A 21850-nucleotide genomic window follows, 5' to 3' on the forward strand; every position below is an offset into this window, starting at 1 on the left:
GTCCTGTGGGTGCACCGCCGGGGCCGTCCGTACGCGTGGGCGGCCCCCCGGGCGGCAGGGTCCTCAGGTGCCGGAGTGGGACTTCTCCATGGCCTCGCGGAAACGGGCGTATCCGGCGAGCTCGGAGCCGTCGCCCGCGGTATTGCGGTGTCTGCCGGCCCAACTGCCCCACAGTCCGGCACCGATCGCAGCCAACAGCGGAATCAGCAACCAGGCGAGCGCCGCCATGCCGACCTCCCAACCCCATGAGCGACCGCAACTGACTGATCAGCAGATTAATCGTCTGCCATGTCAACGCTCACGTCAGGGGTGCGGTTACGCAACCGGAGGCCGGGTGAGAGCTTGGTTAACCCTATGAGAGGAATGCGCGCGCCGCCCGGCGGTGCCGCCGGGCGGCTCCCCAGGTCAGCAGGCGCCCACCCACTCCTCCGTGCCGTCGGAGAACCTCTGGTGCTTCCAGATGGGCACCTCGTGCTTGAGGTCGTCGATCAGCGTGCGGCAGGCTTCGAAGGCCTCGCCCCGGTGGGGGCAGGCCACGGCGACGACCACGGCCAGGTCGCCGATCCTGAGGTCGCCGACGCGGTGCACGGCCGCGAGGGCCCGGACCGGATAGTCGGCGGCGACCTTCTCCGCGATCCGCCGCATCTCCGTCTCGGCGCTGGGATGGCAGGAATACCCCAGCTCGTCGACGTCCGCCCCGCCGTCGTGGTTGCGCACCGTCCCGACGAACAGCGCGGTCCCTCCGGCCGCGTCGTCCCCTACGGCCCGGAAGACCTCGTCGACGGAGAGCGGGGTGTCCCGGATCGCGAGCAGCTTGATGGGATCGTCCGCCGCCCGCTCACCGGGGTGGTCGCTGTGGGGTGCCATGCCCCCATCGTGCCGTACGCCTGCGGCGGCGAGGAAGAGAAGATCCACCGGCGGGCCCAGGGGCTCGCACCGGCCGGACACCGCGGCTGCCGTGCCGGGCGTCGCGGACCCGGCCGATCCGAACGAAACCCGCTAGATCCGCCGCCGGGCCTTCCGCGCCCGCCGTACCACCGCTGCGGCGCCGAGCAGGGCCACCGTGGCGCCCGCCGCACCCGCCGCCGTCGCGTCCTTGCGCCCGAGCCGCCGCCCCACCACGGTGTGCCGCCCGGACACCTCCTCCAGCAGCTCCGCGAGGACCTCCTCGTTCGTCCACCCCGGCCGCCACCCGGCGTCGTGCAGCCGGCTGCCGCTGACCACCCACGGGTACATCGTGTACGCGAGGTCCCCGGCGGGCGAGGGCGTGAGCCCGATCCGGTGCAGCCGGGCCGCGGCCCCCAGGGCGACCGCCGACGGCAGTTCCATCCGCCGGATCCCGCTCAGTTCCTCGACCTCTTCCTGCTCCAGCCATCCGTCGCACCCGACGGCCAGCTCTCCCTCGACCTTCTCCAGGACGGCGTACTCCAGGGCGCCGCACAGGTCCTCGACGTGGCAGAACTGCCAGGCCGGCCGCGACCCCGCCACCACCAGCAGCCTCGGCGACTCGAAATACCTGGTCAGCGCGGTGTCCGTGCCGCCGACCAGGACGGCCGGGCGGACGACGGTGACATTGAGTCCCGGGTGGGCGCGGGGGGCCCGCCGCGCCAGCCGCTCGATCTCCAGCAGGTCCCCGACCCCCGTCGCCTCCGCCGTGGCCCGCAGCTCGGCGTCCTCCGACAGCGGCAGCTCGTTGTCCGGCAGCGCCCCGTACACCATCGCCGAGGTGCACAGCACCACCCGGTGCACCCCGGCCGCCGCCGCGGCGGTCAGCACGGTCTGCGTCCCGCGCACGTTGTACGCCGTACGGGCCGCGGGATCCGTCTCCAGATCGAGGTCGAGGGCCAGGTGCACCACGACGTCCGCGCCGCGCAGCTTCTCCGCGATCGCCGGGTCCCGCACGTCCAGGATGTGCCACTGCGCCGCCGTACACTCCCCGCGCCGCTCGTCGATGGCGACGACCTGCTTGATCTCCTCGGACGCGGCCAGCCGCTCGGTCAGCAGCGCGCCCACACCGGACGCGGCGCCGGTGACCGCGACGACGGGCCCGCGCAGGGAGGGGGCCTCGTCGCCGCGCAGCGCCGCCGCGCGGGGCTGGTCGTCGGGCGACGGGCGGGCCGAGTGGTTTCGCGCTGCGCGAACCTGCGGATCTGGGGAACTCACCGGGCGTCTCCAGCGGTTGTCTTCAGTACGGACACGACGCACGCGAGCCGTACCAGGTGGCATCCATCCTGCCGCAGGCCAGGTGTCGGTGAAGCACCCAGGCCCGATCGCGCGGGGGTGTCTACGCTGGGTGTGTTGTCGGGCAGCCAGCCGCCGGAAGAGCCGGTGGCCTTACCAGCCGAGGAATCCCGTGAGTGACACCCCATTCGGATTCGGCCTTCCGCCGGAGGAGCCGGAGAACGGCGACGAGGGCAAGAAGAAGGACCAGCAGAGCGGTGGTGGTCAGGGACCGGCCAACCCGTTCGGTTTCGGGCTGTCCGGGGCCGGCGGCGCCGGCGCCGACAACCCGCTGGCCGCGATGTTCGGTTCCCTGAACCCCAACGACCTGGGCGCCGCGTTCCAGCAGCTGGGCCAGATGCTCTCCTACGAGGGCGGCCCGGTGAACTGGGACATGGCCAAGCAGATCGCCCGCCAGACGGTCTCCCAGGGCACCCCGGACGGCACGAAGGACGCGAGCGTGAGCCCCGGCGAGCGCTCCGCGGTCGAGGAGGCCGTCCGCCTTGCCGACCTGTGGCTCGACGATGTGACGTCGCTGCCGTCCGGCGCGGGCTCCGCCGTGGCCTGGAGCCGCGCGGAGTGGGTCGAGGCGACCCTGCCGGTGTGGAAGGAGCTCGTCGACCCGGTCGCCGAGCGCGTCGGCTCGGCCATGGGCGACGTCCTGCCGGAGGAGATGCAGGCCATGGCGGGCCCGCTGATCGGCATGATGCGTTCCATGGGCGGTGCCATGTTCGGCACGCAGATCGGGCAGGCCGTCGGCGTGCTCGCCGGCGAGGTCGTCGGGTCCAGCGACATCGGGCTGCCGCTCGGTCCGGCCGGGAAGGCCGCGCTGCTGCCGCTGAACATCGAGGCGCTCGGCAAGGACCTGGGCGTGCCCAAGGAGGAGGTGCGGCTGTATCTCGCCCTGCGGGAGGCCGCCCACCAGCGTCTGTTCGCCCATGTGCCCTGGCTGCGGTCGCATCTGTTCGGCGCGGTCGAGGGCTACGCGCGCGGCATCAAGGTCGACACGGCCAAGCTGGAGGACGTGGTCGGCCAGTTCGACCCGCAGAACCCGGAGGAGCTCCAGCAGGCGCTGCAGCAGGGCATGTTCCAGCCGGAGGACACCCCGGAGCAGAAGGCGGCCCTGGCCCGTCTGGAGACCGCGCTGGCGCTGGTCGAGGGCTGGGTGGACGCTGTGGTGCACGCGGCCGCGAAGCCGCGTCTGGGTTCCGCGGACGCGCTGCGGGAGACCCTGCGCCGCCGCCGCGCCTCGGGCGGTCCGGCCGAGCAGACGTTCGCCACGCTGATCGGTCTGGAGCTGCGTCCGCGCCGGCTGCGGGACGCCTCCCGCCTGTGGGCCTCACTCACGGACGCGCGCGGCGTGGACGGCCGGGACGGCCTGTGGGCGCACCCGGACATGCTGCCCACGGCGTCCGACCTGGACGACCCGGACGGCTTCGTGCACCGTGAGCAGCTCGACTTCTCCGAACTGGACAAGATGCTCGGCGAGGCGGCGGGCGGCTCCGGCGGGAAGACCGACCTCAGGAAGAAGGACGACGGCGACGCCGAGGACGACGACGCCGAGTGAGCCTCCACGACGACGCGGTCCTCGTCCTGAAGGGCTACGAGGACCAGGAAGAGCTGCGCCGGATCTACCTGGACCACCTGGCGGCCCATCCGGACGGCATGTGGAAGGCCTGCCGCGACGGGCATGTCACGGCGAGCGCCCTGGTGATCGACCCCGAGCGCGGCCGTGTGCTGCTGACCCTGCACCGCAAGCTGCGGATGTGGCTGCAGATGGGCGGCCACTGCGAGCCGTCCGACGGGACGCTGGCCGTCGCCGCCCTGCGGGAGGCGACGGAGGAGTCGGGCATCACGGGGCTGACCCTGCTGCCCGGCGGCCCGGTGCGGCTGGACCGCCATCACACGCCGTGTGCCTGGCATCTCGACGTCCAGTACGCGGCGCTCGCTCCGGCGGGCGCCGTCGAGGCGATCAGCGACGAGTCGCTGGACCTGCGCTGGTTCGCCTACGACGAGGTGGCGGCCGTGGCGGACGACTCGGTCGTGCGCCTGCTGGCCGGGACACGCGCCAGGCTCTGAGGGCGAGGGGCGACCGCCGTGGCGGTCGCCCCTTCCACACCCCTGGGCGGTCAGCTCCAGACGTTGCCCTGGTTCTGCCCGCGCGCCCCGTACTGCCCCATTCCGTACTGGGCCCGCAGCCCCTGCCCGATCACCGCGTTCTGCGGCGGCAGCAGCTCGCTGGGCTGCACCAGCGCGAAGCCGCTGCCCATGAAGCTGAGCTCCCAGCCCTCACCGGTGTTGCCGCGCCGGCGCCACACCCCCGTGGAGTGCGTCTGGGCCTGCATCTGCACGCGCAGGCCGGTGGACCAGGCGACGATCGCGTCGGCGTCGCAGTTGACGTACTTGTCCGGCGTCACCTGCATCACCAAGGGCGCGCCCGACGTCATCAGCGCGACCTTGCCGCGCCCGGTGATGTTGAGCTGGTACTTGCCCGAGCCGGAGATGCCGTACTGGCTGTCCACGGCGATGACCTCGTGGTGCAGCGAGGAGTCCATCGCCAGCACATAGCTGCTGTCGACGGTGAGCCCGTCCTGCTCGACGTCCATGATGTGCACGTACTGCGCGAGGTTGGCGAAGTAGACCGTGCCCTGCCCGTGACAGCGCATCAGGTCCAGGCCCTCACCGGTGTGCGCAAGCGCACGGCGCTGGCCGCCGCTCTGGTACTCGGCGTCGAACTCGACGAGCCCCTGGTAGGCGACCATCGTGCCCTTGCGCGCCAGGACGTCGTCGTGGCCCTCCAGCAGGACGCGCAGCAGCTGCGGGTTCTGCAGGCTGTAGCGCTCCTGGGTCTGCTGCTCGTTGTAGCCGAAAAGCGTGCTCTGCATGGTGTGCGGTTCCCCCTCAGCCCCGGATCCGGAGGCGGTCGGTGCTGTCCTCGCTGGGCTGGACGACCACGATGCCCTGCCCGGAGAACGCCATCTGGTACGCCTCGCCGCTGCCGCGCCCGATGAGCGACTGCGCCTTGAAGCTGCGCTTGCCCTTCACCTTCAGGTTCGGGGACCAGGCCACGAGGGCGTCCGGGTCGACGTACGTCTCGTCCTCACCACCACCGCAGTCGACGACGATCGGCTTGCCCCGGGAGGTCAGGGCGACCCAGCCCTGACCGGAGATCCTCGTGTTCCACAGGCCCTGCCCGGCGAACTTGGCGAGCCCCTTGACGCGTTCGACACCCCACTGGAGGTGCGCGTCGAAGGCGAGGAGGTTGGTGGCGTTGACGGAGATCGCGTCCCCGCCCAGGTTGATGACGACGACGTTCGCCCCGTAGTCGGCGAGGTAGAGCAGACCGTCCCCGGAACACTTCATCAGGGGAGCGCCCTCACCGGTGATCCAGTCCCGCGCGATCTGGCGCACGGCGGGCGGGTTGGGCTCGTACGTGACGAACCCTTCGTAGGCGACCATCGACCCCACGCGCGCGAGGAGGTCGTTCCCGGTCTGCATGGCGACCTTCAGCATATGGCTGCCGTGGTTCTCCATGCGGGCGGTGACGGGTGCGGGGGCGAAGCCCGCGAGCGGCTGGTTCATGACGGGCTCCCTTTAGACCTCGTACGGCTGGACGACGACGAAATTGCCGGGCGCGGCACGGAACTGCAGGTTGACGCCCTCCCCGGTGTCCCCGGGATAGGCGTTGCGGCGCATCCGCACCTGGCTGGAGACGATCACCTGGGCGGCCGCCGACCAGGCGACGACGGCGTTGGAGTCCACGAACGTCGTCGGCGTGACGGGCAGCACCACCGGCGCGCCGTGCGTCTTCACCACGATCGTGCCCGTCCCCTGGAACTGCATCGTGAACAGCGCGCCGCCCGGGATGCCGTGCCCCTCGATGCGCCGGACCTCGTACTGGAGGGACTCGTCGAAGGCGAGGACGCTCTCCGCGGAGACGCAGATCGCGTCGCCCTGGAGCTCGATCGGGTGCAGATGGGCGGCGCTCTCGGCGAGGAACACCTGGCCCTGGCCGGTGCAGCGCATCAGCTGCATCTCCTGGCCGGTCGCGTTGCCGACGATGCGCCCGACGAAACCGGCGCCCTTGTAACCGAAGTCGACCTTGCCCTGGTAGAGCACCATGCTGCCCTGCCGGGCCAGCACGGGCTGGCCGCCCATGCCGAGGTCGACACGGACGAGCTTCTTGTTCTGCTGCGTCCACCGCTGACCGGTGGGTGCCTCCTTGAACGCCTGCAACGCGGCGGCCACGCCGGTACCGCCCTGCGGGGCTCCCTGGGGAGCGCCGTACGGGGAGGGAGCGCCTGCCTGGCCGGGAACCTGGCCGTAGGGCGGCTGCTGGCCGTAACCGGGGGGCGGGGTCTGCTGACCGTAACCGGGAGGCGGGGTCTGCTGACCGTAACCGGGAGGCGGGGTCTGCTGACCGTAACCGGGAGGCGGGGTCTGCTGACCGTAACCGGGAGGCGGGGTCTGCTGACCGTAACCGGGGGGCACCGGGGCGGACGGCTGCCCGCCGTAGCCCGGCGGCGGCCCCGGCTGCCCGGGCGGCTGGGCGTAGGGCGCGGGACCCGGCGGCGGCACCGAACCGCCGGGCGGGGTGGTCAGGGGCGCCACGATGGTCGGCGCGGCGTGCACGGACGGTGCGGGCGGGGCCGGCGCGGGCGGGGGCGGCGGTGGCGGCGCGAAGCCCTGCGGCGCGGACTGCGGCTGCTGCGGCGCCGGGGCGGCGGGCGTCGACGGCGCGGCGAACGCGGGCGGCGCGGACGACTGACCGGGCGGCGCGAACCCGGGGCCCGCACCGGCCGGCGCCTGCTGCGACTGCTGCGGCGCGCTCGTCTGCTCCTCCTCCTGGAGGACCTCCCCGCCGAAATTCTTCAGCAGCGCCTCCAGGCCGCCGTCGAAGCCCTGGCCGACCGCGGCGAACCGCCAGACGTCCTTGAGATAGAAATCGCCCAGCATCACCGCACGTTCGGTGGTGAACTCCGAGCCGCTGAACGGGTAACGGGCCACCTCCTCACCGCCCGCCACGATGCGCAGATACCCGGGGCCGACCTGCGACATCTGCCCGGCACCGTCGATCGTCGCCGTGAAGGACAGCTTCCGGATGTGCGCGGGGACCCTGTCGAGGGTGACCCGGAAGGACTCCGTGTCGCCCGCCTGCGCCCCCAGCAGCTGCACGGCCTCCTCCGGCGACTTCGGCTGGTTGAAGAAGACGAAGTACCGGTCGTCCGAGAGCCGTTCGTCGGCGTCCAGACCGAAGCAGCTGATGTCGAAGGTCAGTCCGGGACCGGCGATCTGCACGCCTACGTACAGATCCGTGCCCGCGGTGAGGTCACTGATCCTGGCCTTGTGGCCGCGCTGGAATTCCCTGGCCATGCGTAACGACCGTCCCCCATCCCGAATGTGAGTGCGTCGCGCCAGGCTAACGGCAAACACCCACAACGGACGCAGCCGGTACAGACCCGGTACACAACCGCTTCCCCGGCGGAACGCGACCGTCCCGGCTACTCGGCCCGGGAAACCGGCTGGTGCGGCAGCCGGCCGGCCGCCACCACCCCCTCCAGGAACCCCCGGGCACGCTCCGTACGCGGATACGCCTCCAGCAGCCGCCAGAAATCCGGCCCGTGCCCCGGCACCAGCAAATGCGCCAGCTCGTGCAGCAGCACATAGTCCACCACGTACTCCGGCATGCCCTGCAACCGGTGCGACAGACGAATGCTGCCCTCGGACGGAGTGCACGAGCCCCAGCGCGTGTTCTGGTTGGTGACCCAGCGCACCGACACCGGCCGCGCCCGCCCCTGGAAGTACTGCGCCGACAGCCGCTCCGCACGCTCGGCCAGCTCCACGTCGCCGATCACCCGCTTGCTCTCCTGAGCGGCCAGCTTGTCGAGCATGACGGTGACCCAGCGCTGCTCCTCCGCCTCGGACATCCGGGCGGGGATCAGCACGACGGTGCGATCGCCCTCGCGGTACGCGGACACCGTTCTGCGGCGGCGCGCACTCCTGCGAACCTCGATCGCGCTCGCCCTCGAGCCGCTCGGCGGCTGGCTCGTCGTGCTGCGCTGTGACTTTCCGGCGCTGTGCAGTGGGTCGGCGGGCACGCCCCGACGTTACCCGCTGCGCACAGGGGAAGTCCCCCCTCTGGAACGGTTCCGTGCCGATCCGCACTCCAAGCGCTCGATTTATACGAAGAACACCCCCGCCTGTGGACAACTTTCCCCACGCCGCCACCCTCCCCAGGCATCCTGACACCCGTCGGCACTCCTGACCACCGCCGACCAAAGCGACCTACCAGGGCTACGGGGGCCACACATGCATCCGATGGTGAAACCCGCGCTGCGGCGCGGCTGGCGCGATCTGAACACCGTGCAGTTCGGGATGGCACCCGCACACGCCATGGTGCTGGGGCCCATGGACACCGCGACGGGCAGCTTCCTCACCCTGCTCGACGGCACCCGCGGCCTGCCCCTGCTGCGCCAGGAAGCCCGCCGCATGGGCATGCCCGACGGCCACGTCGACGCACTGGTCGACAACCTCTCCGGCTCGGGCCTGCTGGACGACGCCACCGGCGGCGGCCCACAGGCCGACGCCCTGCGCGCGAAAACCGCCGTCCTGGACCGCCTCCGGGCCGACCTGGCCTCCCTGTCACTCGTGACCCGCCCACCGGGCGAGCCCGCCCGACGCCTCGCCGCCCGCCGCAACCATCGCGTCCAGGTCCGCGGCGCGGGCCGCGTGGGAGCCGTCCTCGCCTCCCTGCTCGCCGGCGCGGGCGTCGGCGAGGTCGACGTCCGTGACACCGGCTGCGTCGAACCGTGGGACGTCGCACCGGGCGGCCTGCCGGCCGACTCGGTCGGCGCACGCCGCGAGGAAGCGGCCCGCCGCGCCGTACGAGCAGCCGCCCCGGACCGGCCACCACGCCGGGAGCGCACCTCCCGGCGCTCCCCCCACGACGACCCGCTCCCCACCCTCTCCCTGGTGATCCTCGCCCCACGCGACGGCCTCGACGTCCACGCGCCCGACCCGTTCACCGCCCAACCACTGATCACCTCCGGAACACCCCACCTCTACGCGGGCGTCGTGGAGGGCACCGGAGTCGTCGGCCCCTTCGTCCTGCCGGGCGACACGGCCTGCGCGGGCTGCCTCGACCGGACACGCACCGACCGGGACGAGACCTGGCCCCGGCTGGTAGCCCAATGGCGCTCGGGACGCCACCGGCAGGTCCAGGCCTGCGACCTCGCCCTGGCCACGGCCGTCGCCGGAGTCGCCGCCGGACACGCACTCGCCTTCCTCGACGGCGACGCGCCCTCCAGCGCCGACGCCCGCTGGGAGACATCCGTGCCACGACTGCACTGGCACGCACGGCCGGTGTGGCCCCACCCCGCATGCGCGTGCGGCACCGCGGAGAAAGGTAAGAAGGAACACACCTCAAAGGACAGGGAGCCACACGAGAGAATGGCGGAGCAACGGCCGTCGAGGAACTCGTCCCGCAGGACACACCCGGCACGGCTGTCTGGGACTTGGAGGGCGCATGTCTGATCTTCCCCGGAAGGCGGTCACCCGAACCGCCAAGCTCGCCGCGCTCCCGCTCGGCTTCGCCGGGCGGGCCACGTGGGGGCTCGGCAAACGCATCGTCGGGGAATCCGCGGAGATCGTCGGCCGCGAACTCCAGCAGCGCACCGCCGAGCAGCTGTTCAAGGTGCTCGGCGAGCTCAAAGGCGGCGCGATGAAGTTCGGACAGGCTCTGTCCGTGTTCGAGTCCGCCCTCCCCGAGGAGGTCGCCGGGCCGTACCGCGCCGCCCTGACCAAGCTTCAGGAGGCGGCCCCGCCGATGCCGACGCGCACGGTGCACGGGGTACTCGAAGAGCGCCTCGGCGACAACTGGCAGGAACTGTTCCAGGAATTCGACGACAAGCCGTCGGCGGCCGCGTCGATCGGCCAGGTCCACCGCGCGGTGTGGCACGACGGCCGCGAGGTCGCGGTCAAGGTGCAGTACCCGGGCGCCGGCGAGGCACTGCTGTCCGACCTCAACCAGCTCAGCCGATTCGCCCGTCTGCTCGGCCCCCTGGTCCCGGGCATGGACATCAAACCGCTGATCACGGAACTACGCGACCGGGTCTCGGAAGAACTGGACTACGGCCTGGAGGCACAGGCCCAACGGGCGCACGCGGAGGAATTCGCGAACGACCCGGACGTGATGGTGCCGGACGTGGTGCACCAGTGCGAGCAGGTCCTGGTGACCGAATGGGTCGACGGCACACCGCTGTCCGAGGTGATCGCGAGCGGCACCCGGGAACAGCGCGACCGCGCCGGCCAGCTGCTGGCCCGCTTTCTCTTCTCCGGCCCGGCCCGCACGGGCCTGCTACACGCCGACCCGCACCCCGGCAACTTCCGTCTCCTGCCCGGCCCCGCCGGCTCCCCCCGGAAGGACGACTGGCGCCTGGGCGTGCTCGACTTCGGCACGGTCGACCGCCTCCCCGGCGGGCTGCCGGCCCCGATCGGCCCCTCCCTGCGTATGACCCTGGAGGGTGACGCCCAGTCGGTCTACGAACTCCTCTGCGAGGAGGGCTTCGTGAAGGAATCCATCGACCTCGACCCCGACGCGGTCCTCGACTACCTCCTGCCGATCATCGAGCCCGCCCAGGCCGACGAGTTCACCTTCACCCGCGGCTGGATGCGCAGCCAGGCGGCCCGCATCGCCGACCCGCGCTCCCCCGCCTACCAGCTGGGCAAGCAGCTGAACCTGCCCCCGGCGTACCTGCTCATACACCGGGTGACGCTGAGCACGATCGGCGTGCTGTGCCAGTTGGGCGCGACGGTCCGGCTGCGCGACGAACTCGAGGAGTGGCTCCCGGGCTTCCTTCCAGATGAGGAGGAACCGGCAGCCGAGGCCTGAGCGAGCGGGCTGAACCGCGGGCTCTCGGGGGGGGCGGGGAGGGTGGGGGGAGGGGGGAAGCCCCCCGAAGCGAAGTTTCGGGACCGGAGCCACCCGGTACCGATACCGCCGTCGGCATGATGCATGACACACAACACAGCGCGGGGGCCGGTCCCTTCGGACCGGCCCCCGCAGGGTCTTCCCGCCGACGACGGTGGTCGGCTACTGCATCACGGCGATGGCCAGCGCACGGCGGGCACGCATCGAGGCGCGCTCGGCCCTGCGCTGCATCCGGCGGGCCACCGCCAGGCGCCTGGCCTGGCGGTCCCGCTCGGCCTCCTGCATTCGCTCGCGCATATGCGCGCGAGCCAAGGCTTCTGGGATGAGTTGCATCTCTCGGGTCCTGTTCTGACGCGAGGCGTTCGCGCCGGTGGTGGTGACGTCTGGGATCGCGGAGCCTGCGGGCTCGCTGGTGGACGGCTTCATCGGGGCCTGCTTCTTGGGGTCGTGCGTGAGGGGGCGGTCGATCGTTCCTGGGGTGTTCATGCCGTGACCGGGTTCTTGCGCGGGCGGCCGCGGGGCCGCTTCCGGGCGACGACGACGCCCTGGACGAACAGCTCGCCACCCCAGACGCCCCAGGGCTCGCGCCGCTCCTTGGCGCCGGCGAGGCAGGCCTCGATCAGCGGGCAGGTGCGGCACAGGGACTTGGCGTACTCGACGTCGGCCGGCGACTCGGCGAAGAAGACCTCCGGGTCGTAGGAGCGGCAGGGGACGGGTACGCCGAGGTTCTCGATGGCGTCGTCGAGCGCGGTGAGCGCGGTGAGGGGGGTCAAGGTGGAGTCCTCCGTGAGGCCGGGCGGGGGGATCGTTTCGGAAGGCGGTACGGACGGGGCGTGCGCTTCGAGTTGCACGGGTCGTCTTCCTCGTCTGTCGTTCCGGCCCTGTTGGGCCGGGTGGCGGCTTGGTACCGGGTTCTTTTCTTGTCCCGAGGCCCCTTCGGTCTGCCGTCCCCGTTGGGGGAAAACAGAAGGGCCGCGGATCCCGGGTGGGGTTCCGCGGCCCTGAAGGCGCCGGCCTGATCGGCTGTCAGGCTGGATCACTCCAGGGTTCTGGCCCACGGAAGGCCCACTTCAGGTGGTGCTGCGTCGTCTGCTTCCGGAGTCCGGCACCGGCCGCCGCAAAGGCATAGGCGTGCGCCTGTGCCGCTACTGCTTCCAGTGCCTTGGTCGGTCGCTCATTGCGCTCACGGATGGGAAGACCCGCGAGAGACAGGGAGGACGCCGGGCGGTCGGCACGGATGCCGGACAGACCGGTGCCCAGGCCGGAGGCGCCGAGCATGCACGTGGAGACGACCGAGCGATCGGTCATTTTGGCGGTGCGGGCGGAGCTGGTCTTGATGCTGATCACTTCAATCGCCTCCTCTCGGCGTCTCGGGGGACTGGGCTGAGCCAGTCCGACGGATACGTAAGTACAGCACGGAATCGTGGCCTTCGAGAAGGCCGCCGTTCCCGTGGCTTAGAACCTATGGGGATTGCTGGGGCATGCGCAAACTATTTTTTCGACGAGTTGGTATCAGTCGTCGTTGTCCTGTTCGTGTCCGTCGCGACCTGCGCAGATGGCAAGAACTTCGGCGCCGTAGCGGTGGAGCTTGCGGACTCCGACGCCGGGGATGCGTGCCAGTTCGCCCTCGTCGTCGGGGGCGGCTTCGGCGATGGCGATCAGGGTCCTGTCGGTGAAGACGCAGAACGCGGGCTGGCCGCTGCGGTGAGCCTGCTCGGCCCGCCACGCCCGCAGCCTCTCGTAGAGGCCCTCGTCCATGTCGGAGGGGCAGTCGTCGCAGCGCATCAGTTTCATCTCGCCGGCGTCGGAGAGGGTGCGCCCGCAGACGCGGCAGCGGGCGGGGGTCCTGCTGGTGCGACGAGGGGCGGGGCTCCCGGCCGGGATGCCGTAGCCGTGTTCGATCGCGCTGGTTCGGCCGGTGCCGCCGTATGGGGAACGGCCGGGGGCGGCGGACGAGCCGGGGCGCAGTCCGTCGAGGAAGCGGCTGGGGCGCCGGTTGGGTCGGCCGCCGGGTGCGCGGGACAGGGACCAGGAGACGTGGAGGTGTTCTCTCGCCCGGGTGACGCCGACGTAGAGCAGACGGCGTTCCTCTTCGATCTGCTCGTCGGTTCTGGCGTAGGTGATCGGCATCATGCCTTCGGCGACGCCGACGACGAAGACGGCGTCCCATTCCAGGCCCTTGGCGGAGTGCAGGGAGGCGAGGGTGACGCCCTGGACGGTGGGGGCGTGCTGGGCTCCTGCGCGTTCGTCGAGTTCCGCGACGAGGTCGGCGAGGGTGGCGGCGGGTCGTGCCGCGGCGAAGTCCTGGGCGAGGTTCACGAGTGCGGCCAGGGACTCCCATCGTTCTCTGACGGCGCCGGAGCCGGCGGGGGGTGTGGGGGTCCAGCCTTCGCCTGACAGGACGGCGCGCACCTGGGAGGGCAGGTCGACGGCGCCGTCGAGGAGGGAGTCGTTGCCCCCGAAGCGGGCTGCGCCGCGCAGGGCGATGCCGGCTTTGCGGACCTCGGGGCGGTCGAAGAATCGTTCGGCGCCGCGGAGCTGGTAGGGGATGCCGGCGTCTGCGAGGGCTTGTTCGTAGATCTCGGACTGGGAGTTGGTGCGGAACAGGATGGCGATCTCCGCGGCGGGTACGCCGCGGGTGAGGAGGTCGCGGATGCGGCGGGCGGCGCCTTCGGCTTCGGCGGGTTCGTCGGCGTATTCGGTGTGGACGGGTTGGGGTCCTGGGTCGCGCTGGGAGACGAGTTCGAGGCGGTGGTCGGCCGCGCGGCCGCGGGCCTGGGCGAGGAGGCCGTTGGCGAGGTGGACGATCTGGGGGGTGGAGCGGTAGTCGCGGACGAGTTTGACGACGGTGGCTCCGGGGTGGCGGATGCGGAAGTCGAGGAGGTGGTCGGGGGTGGCGCCGGTGAAGGAGTAGATGGTCTGGCTGGCGTCGCCGACGACGCACAGGTTGTCGCGGTCGCCGAGCCACAGTTCGAGCAGGCGCTGCTGGAGGGGGCTGACGTCCTGGTATTCGTCGACGACGAAGTGCTGGTACTGGGCTCGGACCTCTTCGGCGATGTCGTGCCGGTCCTGGAGGATGCCCACGGTGAGGAGCAGGACGTCTTCGAAGTCGATGAGGGCGCGTTCGCGTTTGAGGTCTTCGTAGGTGGCGTAGAGCTGGGCGGTCTCGGCGGGGTCGCGGGGGGATTCACGGCCGGTTTTGGCGGCTGCGGCGGCGTAGTCGGCAGGGACGGTCTGGGTGACCTTCGACCATTCGATTTCGGCGGTTATGTCCCGCAGTTCGTTGCGGTCGAGGCGGATGCGGCAGGCGGCGGCCGCGTCCGCGACGATGGGGATCTTGCGGTCGATGATGCGGGGGAGGCTGCCACCGACGGCTTTCGGCCAGAAGTACTGGAGCTGGCGCAGGGCGGCGGAGTGGAAGGTGCGGGCCTGGACGCCGGCGGCGCCGAGCTGGCGGAGGCGGCCGCGCATCTCGCCCGCGGCGCGGTTGGTGAACGTGACGGCGAGCACGCTGGACGGCTGGAGGATGCCGGCGCGGACTCCGTAGGCGATGCGGTGGGTGATGGCTCGTGTCTTGCCGGTGCCGGCTCCTGCCAGCACGCACACCGGGCCGTGCAGGGCGGTCGCCACGGCGCGCTGCTCGGGATCGAGCCCTTCGAGCACCGCGTCGGCCGAGTCCGGAACCTGCGGGAAGAGGGTGGAGTGCGTTGCTGCTGTCACCCCGCCATGCTGCCAGGTCTGGGGAGACGGGTGCGGTGGGTTGTCCACAGGGGGGCGCTTGCAGTCGTATGAATGCCGGGGTGGGGTCCGGGGTGCCGCCGAGCGGCCGACAGGGGCGGCGGGCGGCGGCGGTATCGGGGTGCACGGACGGCGGGCGGCGGTATCGGAGCACAGGGAGGGCGAGCGGCGGGCTGTATGGGGAGGGCGGGAATGGTGGAGGGTTCACGTATGTTGCCCCCTGAGCGAGCAAGCAGAGCACGCATCCCTAGCCGTGAAGGAGCGCGACCGACATGCCGGGCACTGTGACGATGTACAGCACCTCGTGGTGTGGCTACTGCCATCGGCTGAAGAGCCAGCTGGACCGTGAGGGCATCGCGTACAACGAGATCAACATCGAGCGGGACCCGGAGTCCGCGGCATTTGTGGAGAAGGCGAATGGCGGAAACCAGACGGTTCCCACGGTGCTGTTCCCGGATGGGTCGACGTTGACGAACCCGTCGCTGGCGCAGGTCAAGCAGAAGATCGGCGTGTAAGGCCGCGCGTCACGGTTGTGCGGAAGGCGGTCCCCGGGGTTTCCCGGGGACCGCCTTCTTCGTCACACGCTCCGGGTGGGCAGGGGCTTGCCGTACCAGAGTTCGATCAGGCGGGCGGCGATGGAGATGCCGTAGGGGGGCAGTACCTCTCCGGACTCGAAGGCGGCGCTCAGTTCCTCGCGGGAGAACCAGCGGGCCTCGTGGATCTCGTCACCGTCGACGTTGATGTCGGTGGTGGTGGCGTGGGCGAGGAAGCCGAGCATGAGGCTGGAGGGGAAGGGCCAGGGCTGGCTGGCGATGTACCGGACCTCGCCGACGGTGATGCCTGCCTCTTCGGAGACTTCGCGGCGAACGGACTGTTCGATGGACTCGCCCGGTTCGACGAAGCCGGCGAGGGTGGAGAAGCGGCCCTCGGGCCAGTGCACCTGGCGGCCGAGGAGGATGCGGTCTTTGTCGTCGATGACGGCCATGATCACCGCGGGGTCGGTGCGCGGGTAGTGTTCGGCGCCACAGGCCGGGCAGCGGCGGATGTGTCCGGCGGCGGCGATGACGGTGCGTTCGCCGCAGCGTGAGCAGAAGCGGTGCATGCGCTGCCAGTTCTCCAGGGCGACGGCGTGGACCATCAGGCCGGCGTCGCGGGGGGAGAGCAGCAGTCCGGCCTCGCGCAGGCCGGCCGGGCGTGCGGACTGGTCCATGCGGCCGGGGAGGGCGTCCTTCTGGAGTGCGAAGTAGCTGACGCCGTCCTCGTCGGTGCCGAGGAAGTAGCGGTGGGCTTCGGTGAGGGGTGCTTCGAAGGAGGGGGTCATGACGAGTTCGGTCCGGCCGTCGGGCGTCTCGTCGATGAGGACCTGGCCGCCGGATACCACGAAGCAGCGGGTGGTGGGGTGGCTCCACGCCGCGGCGAGCCATGCCTCGTCGAGCCGGTGGTGGGCGGCCCGGTCGATGCCGCTCGGGGCGGTGAGCGAGATGGGCCGGTCGGCGGTGTGGTCGGTCCAGGTGGTCACGAGTGTTTCCAACTCCCCCGGTGCAACGGTTGTTTCGGCGGGCGGTTCGGCGGGACGTTCGGCTGGGGTGGGACCGGGTCCGGCGGGGCTTGGGCGTGCGGGGCGGCCTTTCCAGTGTGCCGTGCCGCGCGGCCCGTGCGGCCGGCCGTCCGGCCCGCGAGATCGTCAGTCGCCATGGCGCCGCCTGTCCCCTGGGTCGTCAGTCGGCATGGCGCCAGTTCTCCGCGAGGTCGCCCCACAGGTATGCGGCGGTTTCGACGCCTTTGAGGAGCAGGTCGAGTTCCACCTTCTCGTTGGGGGCGTGCCAGCCGTCGGAGGGGATGGAGATGCCGAGGAACAGGACGGGTGCGCCGAGTACGTCCTGGAGGTCGGCGGCCGGTCCGGAGCCCCCTTCGCGGGTGAAGCGGACCGGCTGCTGGAAGGCGCGGCCCATGGCGCGTACGACGGATTGCAGGGCGGGGTGGTCGAGGGGGGTGAGGCAGGGGCGGGTGGCCGCACCGAAGGTGATCTCGTGCCGGATTCCGGTGGGCAGCTGGTCGGCGGCCCAGGTGCGGACGGCCTTCTCGATGTGGTCGGGGTCCTGTCCGGCGACGAGCCGGAAGGAGAGTTTCACCGTGGCCGAGGACGGGATGATCGTCTTACTGCCGGGACCTTGGTAGCCGCCGCCGATGCCGTTGACCTCGGCGGTGGGGCGCGCCCAGATGCGCTCCAGGGTGGTGTAGCCGCTCTCGCCGTGGGTGGCGGTGGATCTGGCGGTGCGCAGCCACTGTTCCTCGTCGAAGGGGAGTTCGGCGAAGAGGGCCCGTTCGCGGTCGGTGAGGTCGGTGATGCCGTCGTAGAAGCCGGGGATGGCCACGCGGGCGTGCGGGTCGTGCAGGGCGGCGACCAGGCGGGCGGCCGCGGTGGCGGGGTTGGGGACTGCGCCGCCGAAGGAGCCGGAGTGGATGTCCTGGTCGGGGCCGTGGAGGACGATCTCGCATTCGGCGAGGCCGCGCATGCCCGTGCACACGGTGGGGGTGTCGGCGGACCACATGCCGGTGTCGGAGACGATCACGGCGTCGGCGGCGAGCCGGTCCGCGTGCTGTTCGACGAGAGTGCGGAAGTTCGGGGAGCCGGACTCCTCCTCGCCCTCGATGAGCAGTTTGAGGTGCACTGCGGGGGCGGTGCGGCCGGTGGCGGCGAGGTGGGCGCGGACGCCGAGTGTGTGGAAGAACACCTGGCCCTTGTCGTCGGCGGCCCCGCGCGCGTGGAGGCGGCCCTCGCGGATCACCGGTTCGAAGGGGTCGCTGTCCCAGCCGTCCTCGCGGGCGGCGGGCTGCACGTCGTGGTGGCCGTAGACGAGGACGGTGGGTGCCTGCGGGTCGTCGGCGGGCCACTCGGCGAAGACGGCGGGGGCACCGTCGGTCGGCCAGACCTCGGTGGTGGGGAAGCCCGTGTCGCGGAGCTTGGCGGCGAGCCATTCGGCGCTGCGCCGTACGTCTGCCGCGTGCCGGGGCTGGGCGGACACCGACGGGATGCGCAGCCACTCCGTGAGGTCGTCGAGGAAGGCGGCGCGGTGGCTGTCGATGTACGTGCGGACGGCACTGTCCGGGGTCTGGCTCATGCCGACGAGCCTATCGGCCCGCGCCGTCGTCCTGGTCCGCCGGTTCCCGGCCGGGGGGCTCCCCGAGCAGCAGCCGCTCGAGCGCGGCCCGGTCCGGGAGGCCCTCGGGGCGTACGACCTCGCCGCTGCGGACGTAGAGGAACGCGGCCTTGACGGTGTCCAGGGGAACGTTCTGCTGTTCGGCCCAGGCGAGCCGGTACAGGGCGAGCTGCAGCGGGTCGCCGGTGCGGGTGCGGCCGGTCTTCCAGTCGACGATCTCGTACGACGTCCCGTCGCCGTCGTCCGTGCGGTAGACGGCGTCGATGCGGCCGCGGACGACGCGTCCGGCGATGGCGAGCTGGAAGGGGGCTTCGACGCGGTAGGGGGTGCGCTGTGCATAGGGGGTGTGTTCGAAGGCGCCCTTGAGGGCCTCCAGGTCGCGTTCGTCGGCGATCTCGGCCTCGCTGCCGGGCAGCTCTTCGGGCTCCAGCATGGGCAGACGCAGTTCCTCGAAGCGCGCCTCGACCCAGGCGTGGAAGCGGGTGCCTCGGCGCGCCGCGGGTTGCGGGGGGCGGGGCATGGGGCGTGCGAGTTCCTGTGCGAGCCCGTCGGGGTCGGCGGCCAGCCGCAGTACCTGGGAGGCGGTCAGGGACGGCGGCAGGGGTACGTCGGTGACGGCCGTGCGGGCGCGCAGCAGTTCCCCGGTGAGGGCGTCCAGGTCGCGATCCCAGGAGGCGACGGTGCGGGTCTCCTCCGGGGTGAGCGCGGGGACGTCCTCGGCGGGGTGCCGGCGGGGGTGCGGGACGGCCGGGGTGCGGACGGCGGGGGGCACGCGCGTGTGAGGTGCGGCTGCCGGCGGGGCCGGCGGCCGGTGGCTCGTCCCGATGTCCGGCCGGTGGGGGTCTTCGTCGTCCGGTCCGTACGGGTCGGCGTCGGGACCGTACGCGTCGTCGTCCGGGTCGTACGTGTCGTCGTCCGGCCCGAGGCGATCTTCTTCGTCCGGCCCGTACAGCTCTTCGTCGTCCGGTGGAGGCGGCCACTCCGGGTCGTCGTATGCGGAGGGGTCGTCGGCGGAGGGGCTGTGGGCGGAGACGCCGTGGGCGGCAGCGGTGTGGGGGGCGCCCGGCGACGTGACCTGCTCCAGGTGCGACAGGACGGTCTGGGCGGCGGCCCTGCGGCGGGCGAGTGCCGCCTCGTCGAGCGGCAGCGGCCATGCCTGGTCGGCGGCGGCCTCGTGCAGTGCCGGGTTCTCCTCGTCCTCTGCGGGCTCGTCGGCCCAGACCTCGATCTCGCCGTACCCGGCGGCGCAGTGGTCGTGGAGAGCCCGGAGGAAGGCGGAGGGCCCGCGGGGGCGTTTCTGCGACGGGCCCCACCAGTGGCCGGAGCCGAGCAGCAGGGAACGGGGGCGGGTGAAGGTGACGTAGCCGAGGCGGAGCTCCTCGGTGTGCTGGTGTTCCTTCATGGCCTCGTGGAAGGCCTTGATGCCCCGGGAGTCCCAGGATTCGACGTCCGGCAGGGTGTCGGCGTCCCCGCGCAGGGCGTGGGGCAGCACCTTGCCCTGGGCGGTCCACTTCTCGCGGCCCTGGCTGCTGGGGAAGGTGCCGGTGACCAGTCCGGGGACGGCGACGACGTCCCACTCCAGGCCCTTGGACTTGTGCGCGGTGAGGACCTTGACGGTGTTCTCGCCGCCGGGCAGTGCGTTGTCGAGGCCCTTCTCGTACTGGGCGGCGGTGCGCAGGAAGCCGAGGAAGGCCAGCAGGGAGGCGTCTGGGTCGTTGGCGGCGAAGGACGCGGCGACGTCCAGGAAGTTCGACAGCGTCTCGCGGCGGCGGGCGGCCAGGGCGTGCGGGGAGGCGGACAGCTCGACCTCCAGGCCGGTGACGGCGAGCACGCGGTGCAGGACGTCCATCAGCGGGTCGGCGAGGGAGCGGCGCAGTTCGCGCAGTTCGGTGGCGAGGCGGGCGAACCGTACGCGCGCGTCGGTGGAGAACGGCAGCCCGTCGTCCTCGCGACCGGCCTCCAGGGGCAGCTCCAGGAAGGTGTCGAGGGCGTCCGCGAGCGAGATCACCTCGGAGGGGTCCACGCCTTCGACGGCTGCGGCGAGCCGTCGGTCCGGGTCGTCGTCTCCCGCGCGTGCGTGGGAGACGAGGAGCCGGGCACGCCGGCCCAGGAGTGCGAGGTCGCGGGGGCCGATGCGCCAGCGCGGCCCGGTGAGCAGGCGGACCAGGGAGGCGTTGGCGCCGGGGTCCTGGAGGACTTCGCAGACCGCGACGAGGTCGGCGACCTCGGGCAGGTGCAGCAGTCCGGACAGGCCCACCACCTCGACCGGGATGTCGCGGGCGACGAGCGCTCCCTGGATCTGGGCGAAGTCGGTCGCCGTGCGGCACAGGACCGCGATCTCGCCGGGCGCGGTGCCGGTGCGCACGAGGTGGGCGAGGGAGTCGGCGATCCAGTCGATCTCCTCGGCGTGGGTGCGCAGCAGGGCGCAGCGGACCTGTCCGTCGTGTTCGGCACCCGGGGCGGGGCGGAGGGCCTCCACGCCCGCGTGCATCGCGCGCAACGGCTCGGCGAGGCCGTTGGCGAGGTCGAGCAGGCGGCCGCCGCTGCGGCGGTTCTCGCTGAGGGCCTGGCGGGTGGCGGGGCGGCCGTCGGCGTGCGGGAAGTGCTCGGGGAAGTCGTCCAGGTTGGCGACGGACGCGCCGCGCCAGCCGTAGATCGCCTGGCAGGGGTCGCCGACGGCGGTCACGGGGTGGCCGGTGCCGCCGCCGAAGAGCCCGGCGAGCAGGACGCGCTGGGCCACCGAGGTGTCCTGGTACTCGTCGAGGAGGACGACGCGGTACTCGTCGCGCAGGATGCGGCCGACCTCGGGGAGGCGCGCGAGGGCCGCCGAGAGGGCGATCTGGTCGCCGAAGTCCAAGAGGTCGCGTTCGCGTTTGGCCGCGCGGTACCGACCGACCAGCTCGGCCAGGTCCCGGCGGGCGGCGGCCGTCTCGGGGACCTTGCGCAGGTCGGCGTTGGTGAGCCGGACGCGCTCCAGGGTGTGCAGCAGTGCGGCGTCGTGGGCGCGCAGCTCCTCCGGCCGTACGAGGTGTTCGGACAGTTCGGAGTCGAGGGTGAGGAGGTCGCTGACGAGGTCGGGGAAGGAGCGGGTGAGCGCCGGGTAGGGGCCGGGGGCCTCGCGCAGCACGCGCGCGGCGAGCTGGTAGCGGGTGGCGTCGGCGAGGAGCCGGGAGGCTGGTTCCAGGCCGATGCGCAGGCCGTGGTCGGTGAGCAGGCGGCCGGCGAAGGCGTGGTACGTGGAGATCACGGGTTCGCCGGGCGGGTTGTCGGGGTCGATGACGTCCGGGTCGGTGACGCCCGCCTTGACCAGTGCGGTGCGGACGCGCTCGGCGAGTTCACCGGCCGCCTTGTTGGTGAAGGTGAGGCCGAGGACCTGCTCGGGTGCGACCTGTCCGGTGCCCACCAGCCACACCACGCGGGCGGCCATCACCGTGGTCTTGCCCGATCCGGCTCCGGCCACGATCACCTGCGGGGCGGGCGGCGCGATGATGCAGGCCGTCTGCTCCGGGGTGAACGGGATGCCGAGGAGCTCTTTGAGCTGCTCGGGGTCGGTGATACGGGCGGGCACGTCGGAGAGGCTAGCGGGGGCCACTGACAGCGGGCGCCGGATCGTCGGCCGGGGCTGGAGAAGCGCTGGTCGGCGCGCCTGGTGCCGTGTGTCACACCGCGGTACTCGTGCATGCGCTCACTGTTGCGATAATCAGCCACTGTTCCGGTAGTCGGCCACTGTGCCGGTAGTCGGTAGTCGGTAGTCGGTAGTCGGCCACTGTGCCGGTACCCGCTCACCTTTCCGGCCTCCGGC

19 protein-coding genes are annotated in these 21850 nt (G+C 71.9%); 5 read left to right on the plus strand and 14 right to left on the minus strand.

Features of this window, described 5'->3' with window-relative positions:
- Positions 1–63: 63 nt before the first annotated feature.
- The 3 genes from LZ604_RS10100 to LZ604_RS10110 all read right to left on the minus strand — a co-directional run bounded on the left by LZ604_RS10100 (position 64) and on the right by LZ604_RS10110 (position 2163).
- Positions 64–228, minus strand: a complete 165-nt coding sequence (locus tag LZ604_RS10100) for a hypothetical protein (protein WP_234514249.1) — start codon at positions 226–228, stop codon at positions 64–66.
- Between the two features lie 177 nt (positions 229–405).
- The gene (locus LZ604_RS10105) at positions 406–867 is read right to left on the minus strand and encodes a molybdenum cofactor biosynthesis protein MoaE (RefSeq protein ID WP_234514250.1); all 462 of its coding nucleotides are present in this window, start codon (positions 865–867) and stop codon (positions 406–408) included.
- A gap of 132 nt (positions 868–999) precedes the next feature.
- Positions 1000–2163: an SDR family oxidoreductase gene (locus tag LZ604_RS10110; protein ID WP_234514251.1), complete on the minus strand. Its 1164-nt coding sequence runs from the start codon at positions 2161–2163 to the stop codon at positions 1000–1002.
- A 190-nt stretch (positions 2164–2353) separates the two neighbouring features.
- On the opposite strand from LZ604_RS10110, the gene LZ604_RS10115 reads away from it, so the two are divergent.
- Entirely contained in the window at positions 2354–3787 is a 1434-nt protein-coding gene (locus LZ604_RS10115) for a zinc-dependent metalloprotease (RefSeq protein WP_234514252.1), read from the plus strand.
- Positions 3784–4299, plus strand: coding sequence for an NUDIX hydrolase (locus LZ604_RS10120; RefSeq protein ID WP_234514253.1), 516 nt, complete (start codon positions 3784–3786; stop codon positions 4297–4299). Before LZ604_RS10115 ends, LZ604_RS10120 begins: the two co-directional genes overlap by 4 nt.
- A gap of 50 nt (positions 4300–4349) precedes the next feature.
- Here the strand turns inward: LZ604_RS10120 and LZ604_RS10125 are convergent, their stop codons facing one another.
- From LZ604_RS10125 to LZ604_RS10140, 4 genes are all read right to left on the minus strand, one after another.
- Positions 4350–5105, minus strand: a complete 756-nt coding sequence (locus LZ604_RS10125) for an AIM24 family protein (protein ID WP_234514254.1) — start codon at positions 5103–5105, stop codon at positions 4350–4352.
- A 16-nt stretch (positions 5106–5121) separates the two neighbouring features.
- Complete coding sequence (locus LZ604_RS10130) at positions 5122–5802, minus strand: AIM24 family protein (RefSeq protein ID WP_234514255.1); 681 nt, start codon at positions 5800–5802, stop codon at positions 5122–5124.
- Positions 5803–5814: 12 nt separating this feature from the next.
- Positions 5815–7593: a TerD family protein gene (locus LZ604_RS10135; protein WP_234514256.1), complete on the minus strand. Its 1779-nt coding sequence runs from the start codon at positions 7591–7593 to the stop codon at positions 5815–5817.
- Between the two features lie 128 nt (positions 7594–7721).
- Positions 7722–8318, minus strand: coding sequence for a M48 metallopeptidase family protein (locus LZ604_RS10140; RefSeq protein ID WP_234514257.1), 597 nt, complete (start codon positions 8316–8318; stop codon positions 7722–7724).
- A gap of 211 nt (positions 8319–8529) precedes the next feature.
- On the opposite strand from LZ604_RS10140, the gene LZ604_RS10145 reads away from it, so the two are divergent.
- Together LZ604_RS10145 and LZ604_RS10150 are read left to right on the plus strand one after the other, a co-directional pair.
- A complete protein-coding gene (locus LZ604_RS10145; RefSeq protein WP_234514258.1) occupies positions 8530–9753 on the plus strand; it encodes a TOMM precursor leader peptide-binding protein in 1224 nt (407 codons plus the stop codon).
- Positions 9746–11110 (plus strand): ABC1 kinase family protein, encoded by a 1365-nt coding sequence (locus tag LZ604_RS10150; protein WP_234514259.1) that lies wholly within the window; start codon positions 9746–9748, stop codon positions 11108–11110. The genes LZ604_RS10145 and LZ604_RS10150 overlap by 8 nt, the downstream gene beginning before the upstream one ends.
- Before the next feature lie 201 nt (positions 11111–11311).
- Here LZ604_RS10150 and LZ604_RS10155 read toward each other — a convergent pair whose 3' ends face one another.
- The 4 genes from LZ604_RS10155 to LZ604_RS10170 form a co-directional block, all read right to left on the minus strand.
- Positions 11312–11635 (minus strand): putative WhiB-interacting protein, encoded by a 324-nt coding sequence (locus LZ604_RS10155; protein WP_234514260.1) that lies wholly within the window; start codon positions 11633–11635, stop codon positions 11312–11314.
- Positions 11632–12000 carry a WhiB family transcriptional regulator gene (locus LZ604_RS10160; RefSeq protein ID WP_019072119.1) on the minus strand — a complete coding sequence of 123 codons (369 nt, stop codon included), beginning with the start codon at positions 11998–12000 and terminating at the stop codon, positions 11632–11634. The genes LZ604_RS10155 and LZ604_RS10160 overlap by 4 nt, the downstream gene beginning before the upstream one ends.
- Positions 12001–12175: 175 nt before the next feature.
- Positions 12176–12496 (minus strand): hypothetical protein, encoded by a 321-nt coding sequence (locus LZ604_RS10165; RefSeq protein WP_234514262.1) that lies wholly within the window; start codon positions 12494–12496, stop codon positions 12176–12178.
- Positions 12497–12661: 165 nt separating this feature from the next.
- Positions 12662–14869, minus strand: coding sequence for an ATP-dependent DNA helicase UvrD2 (locus tag LZ604_RS10170; RefSeq protein ID WP_234514264.1), 2208 nt, complete (start codon positions 14867–14869; stop codon positions 12662–12664).
- Positions 14870–15159: 290 nt separating this feature from the next.
- On the opposite strand from LZ604_RS10170, the gene LZ604_RS10175 reads away from it, so the two are divergent.
- The gene (locus LZ604_RS10175; protein WP_234514266.1) at positions 15160–15402 is read left to right on the plus strand and encodes a mycoredoxin; all 243 of its coding nucleotides are present in this window, start codon (positions 15160–15162) and stop codon (positions 15400–15402) included.
- 62 nt (positions 15403–15464) lie between these two features.
- Here LZ604_RS10175 and nudC read toward each other — a convergent pair whose 3' ends face one another.
- From nudC to LZ604_RS10190, 3 genes are all read right to left on the minus strand, one after another.
- Complete coding sequence (nudC, locus tag LZ604_RS10180) at positions 15465–16406, minus strand: NAD(+) diphosphatase (protein ID WP_234514267.1); 942 nt, start codon at positions 16404–16406, stop codon at positions 15465–15467.
- A gap of 199 nt (positions 16407–16605) precedes the next feature.
- The gene (locus tag LZ604_RS10185) at positions 16606–18009 is read right to left on the minus strand and encodes a dipeptidase (RefSeq protein ID WP_234514268.1); all 1404 of its coding nucleotides are present in this window, start codon (positions 18007–18009) and stop codon (positions 16606–16608) included.
- A gap of 10 nt (positions 18010–18019) precedes the next feature.
- A complete protein-coding gene (locus LZ604_RS10190) occupies positions 18020–21616 on the minus strand; it encodes an ATP-dependent helicase (RefSeq protein WP_234514269.1) in 3597 nt (1198 codons plus the stop codon).
- Positions 21617–21850 lie beyond the last annotated feature (234 nt).

It is taken from the genome of Streptomyces glomeratus, from assembly GCF_021462825.1.
GTDB classification, from domain to species: Bacteria; Actinomycetota; Actinomycetes; order Streptomycetales; family Streptomycetaceae; genus Streptomyces; species Streptomyces glomeratus.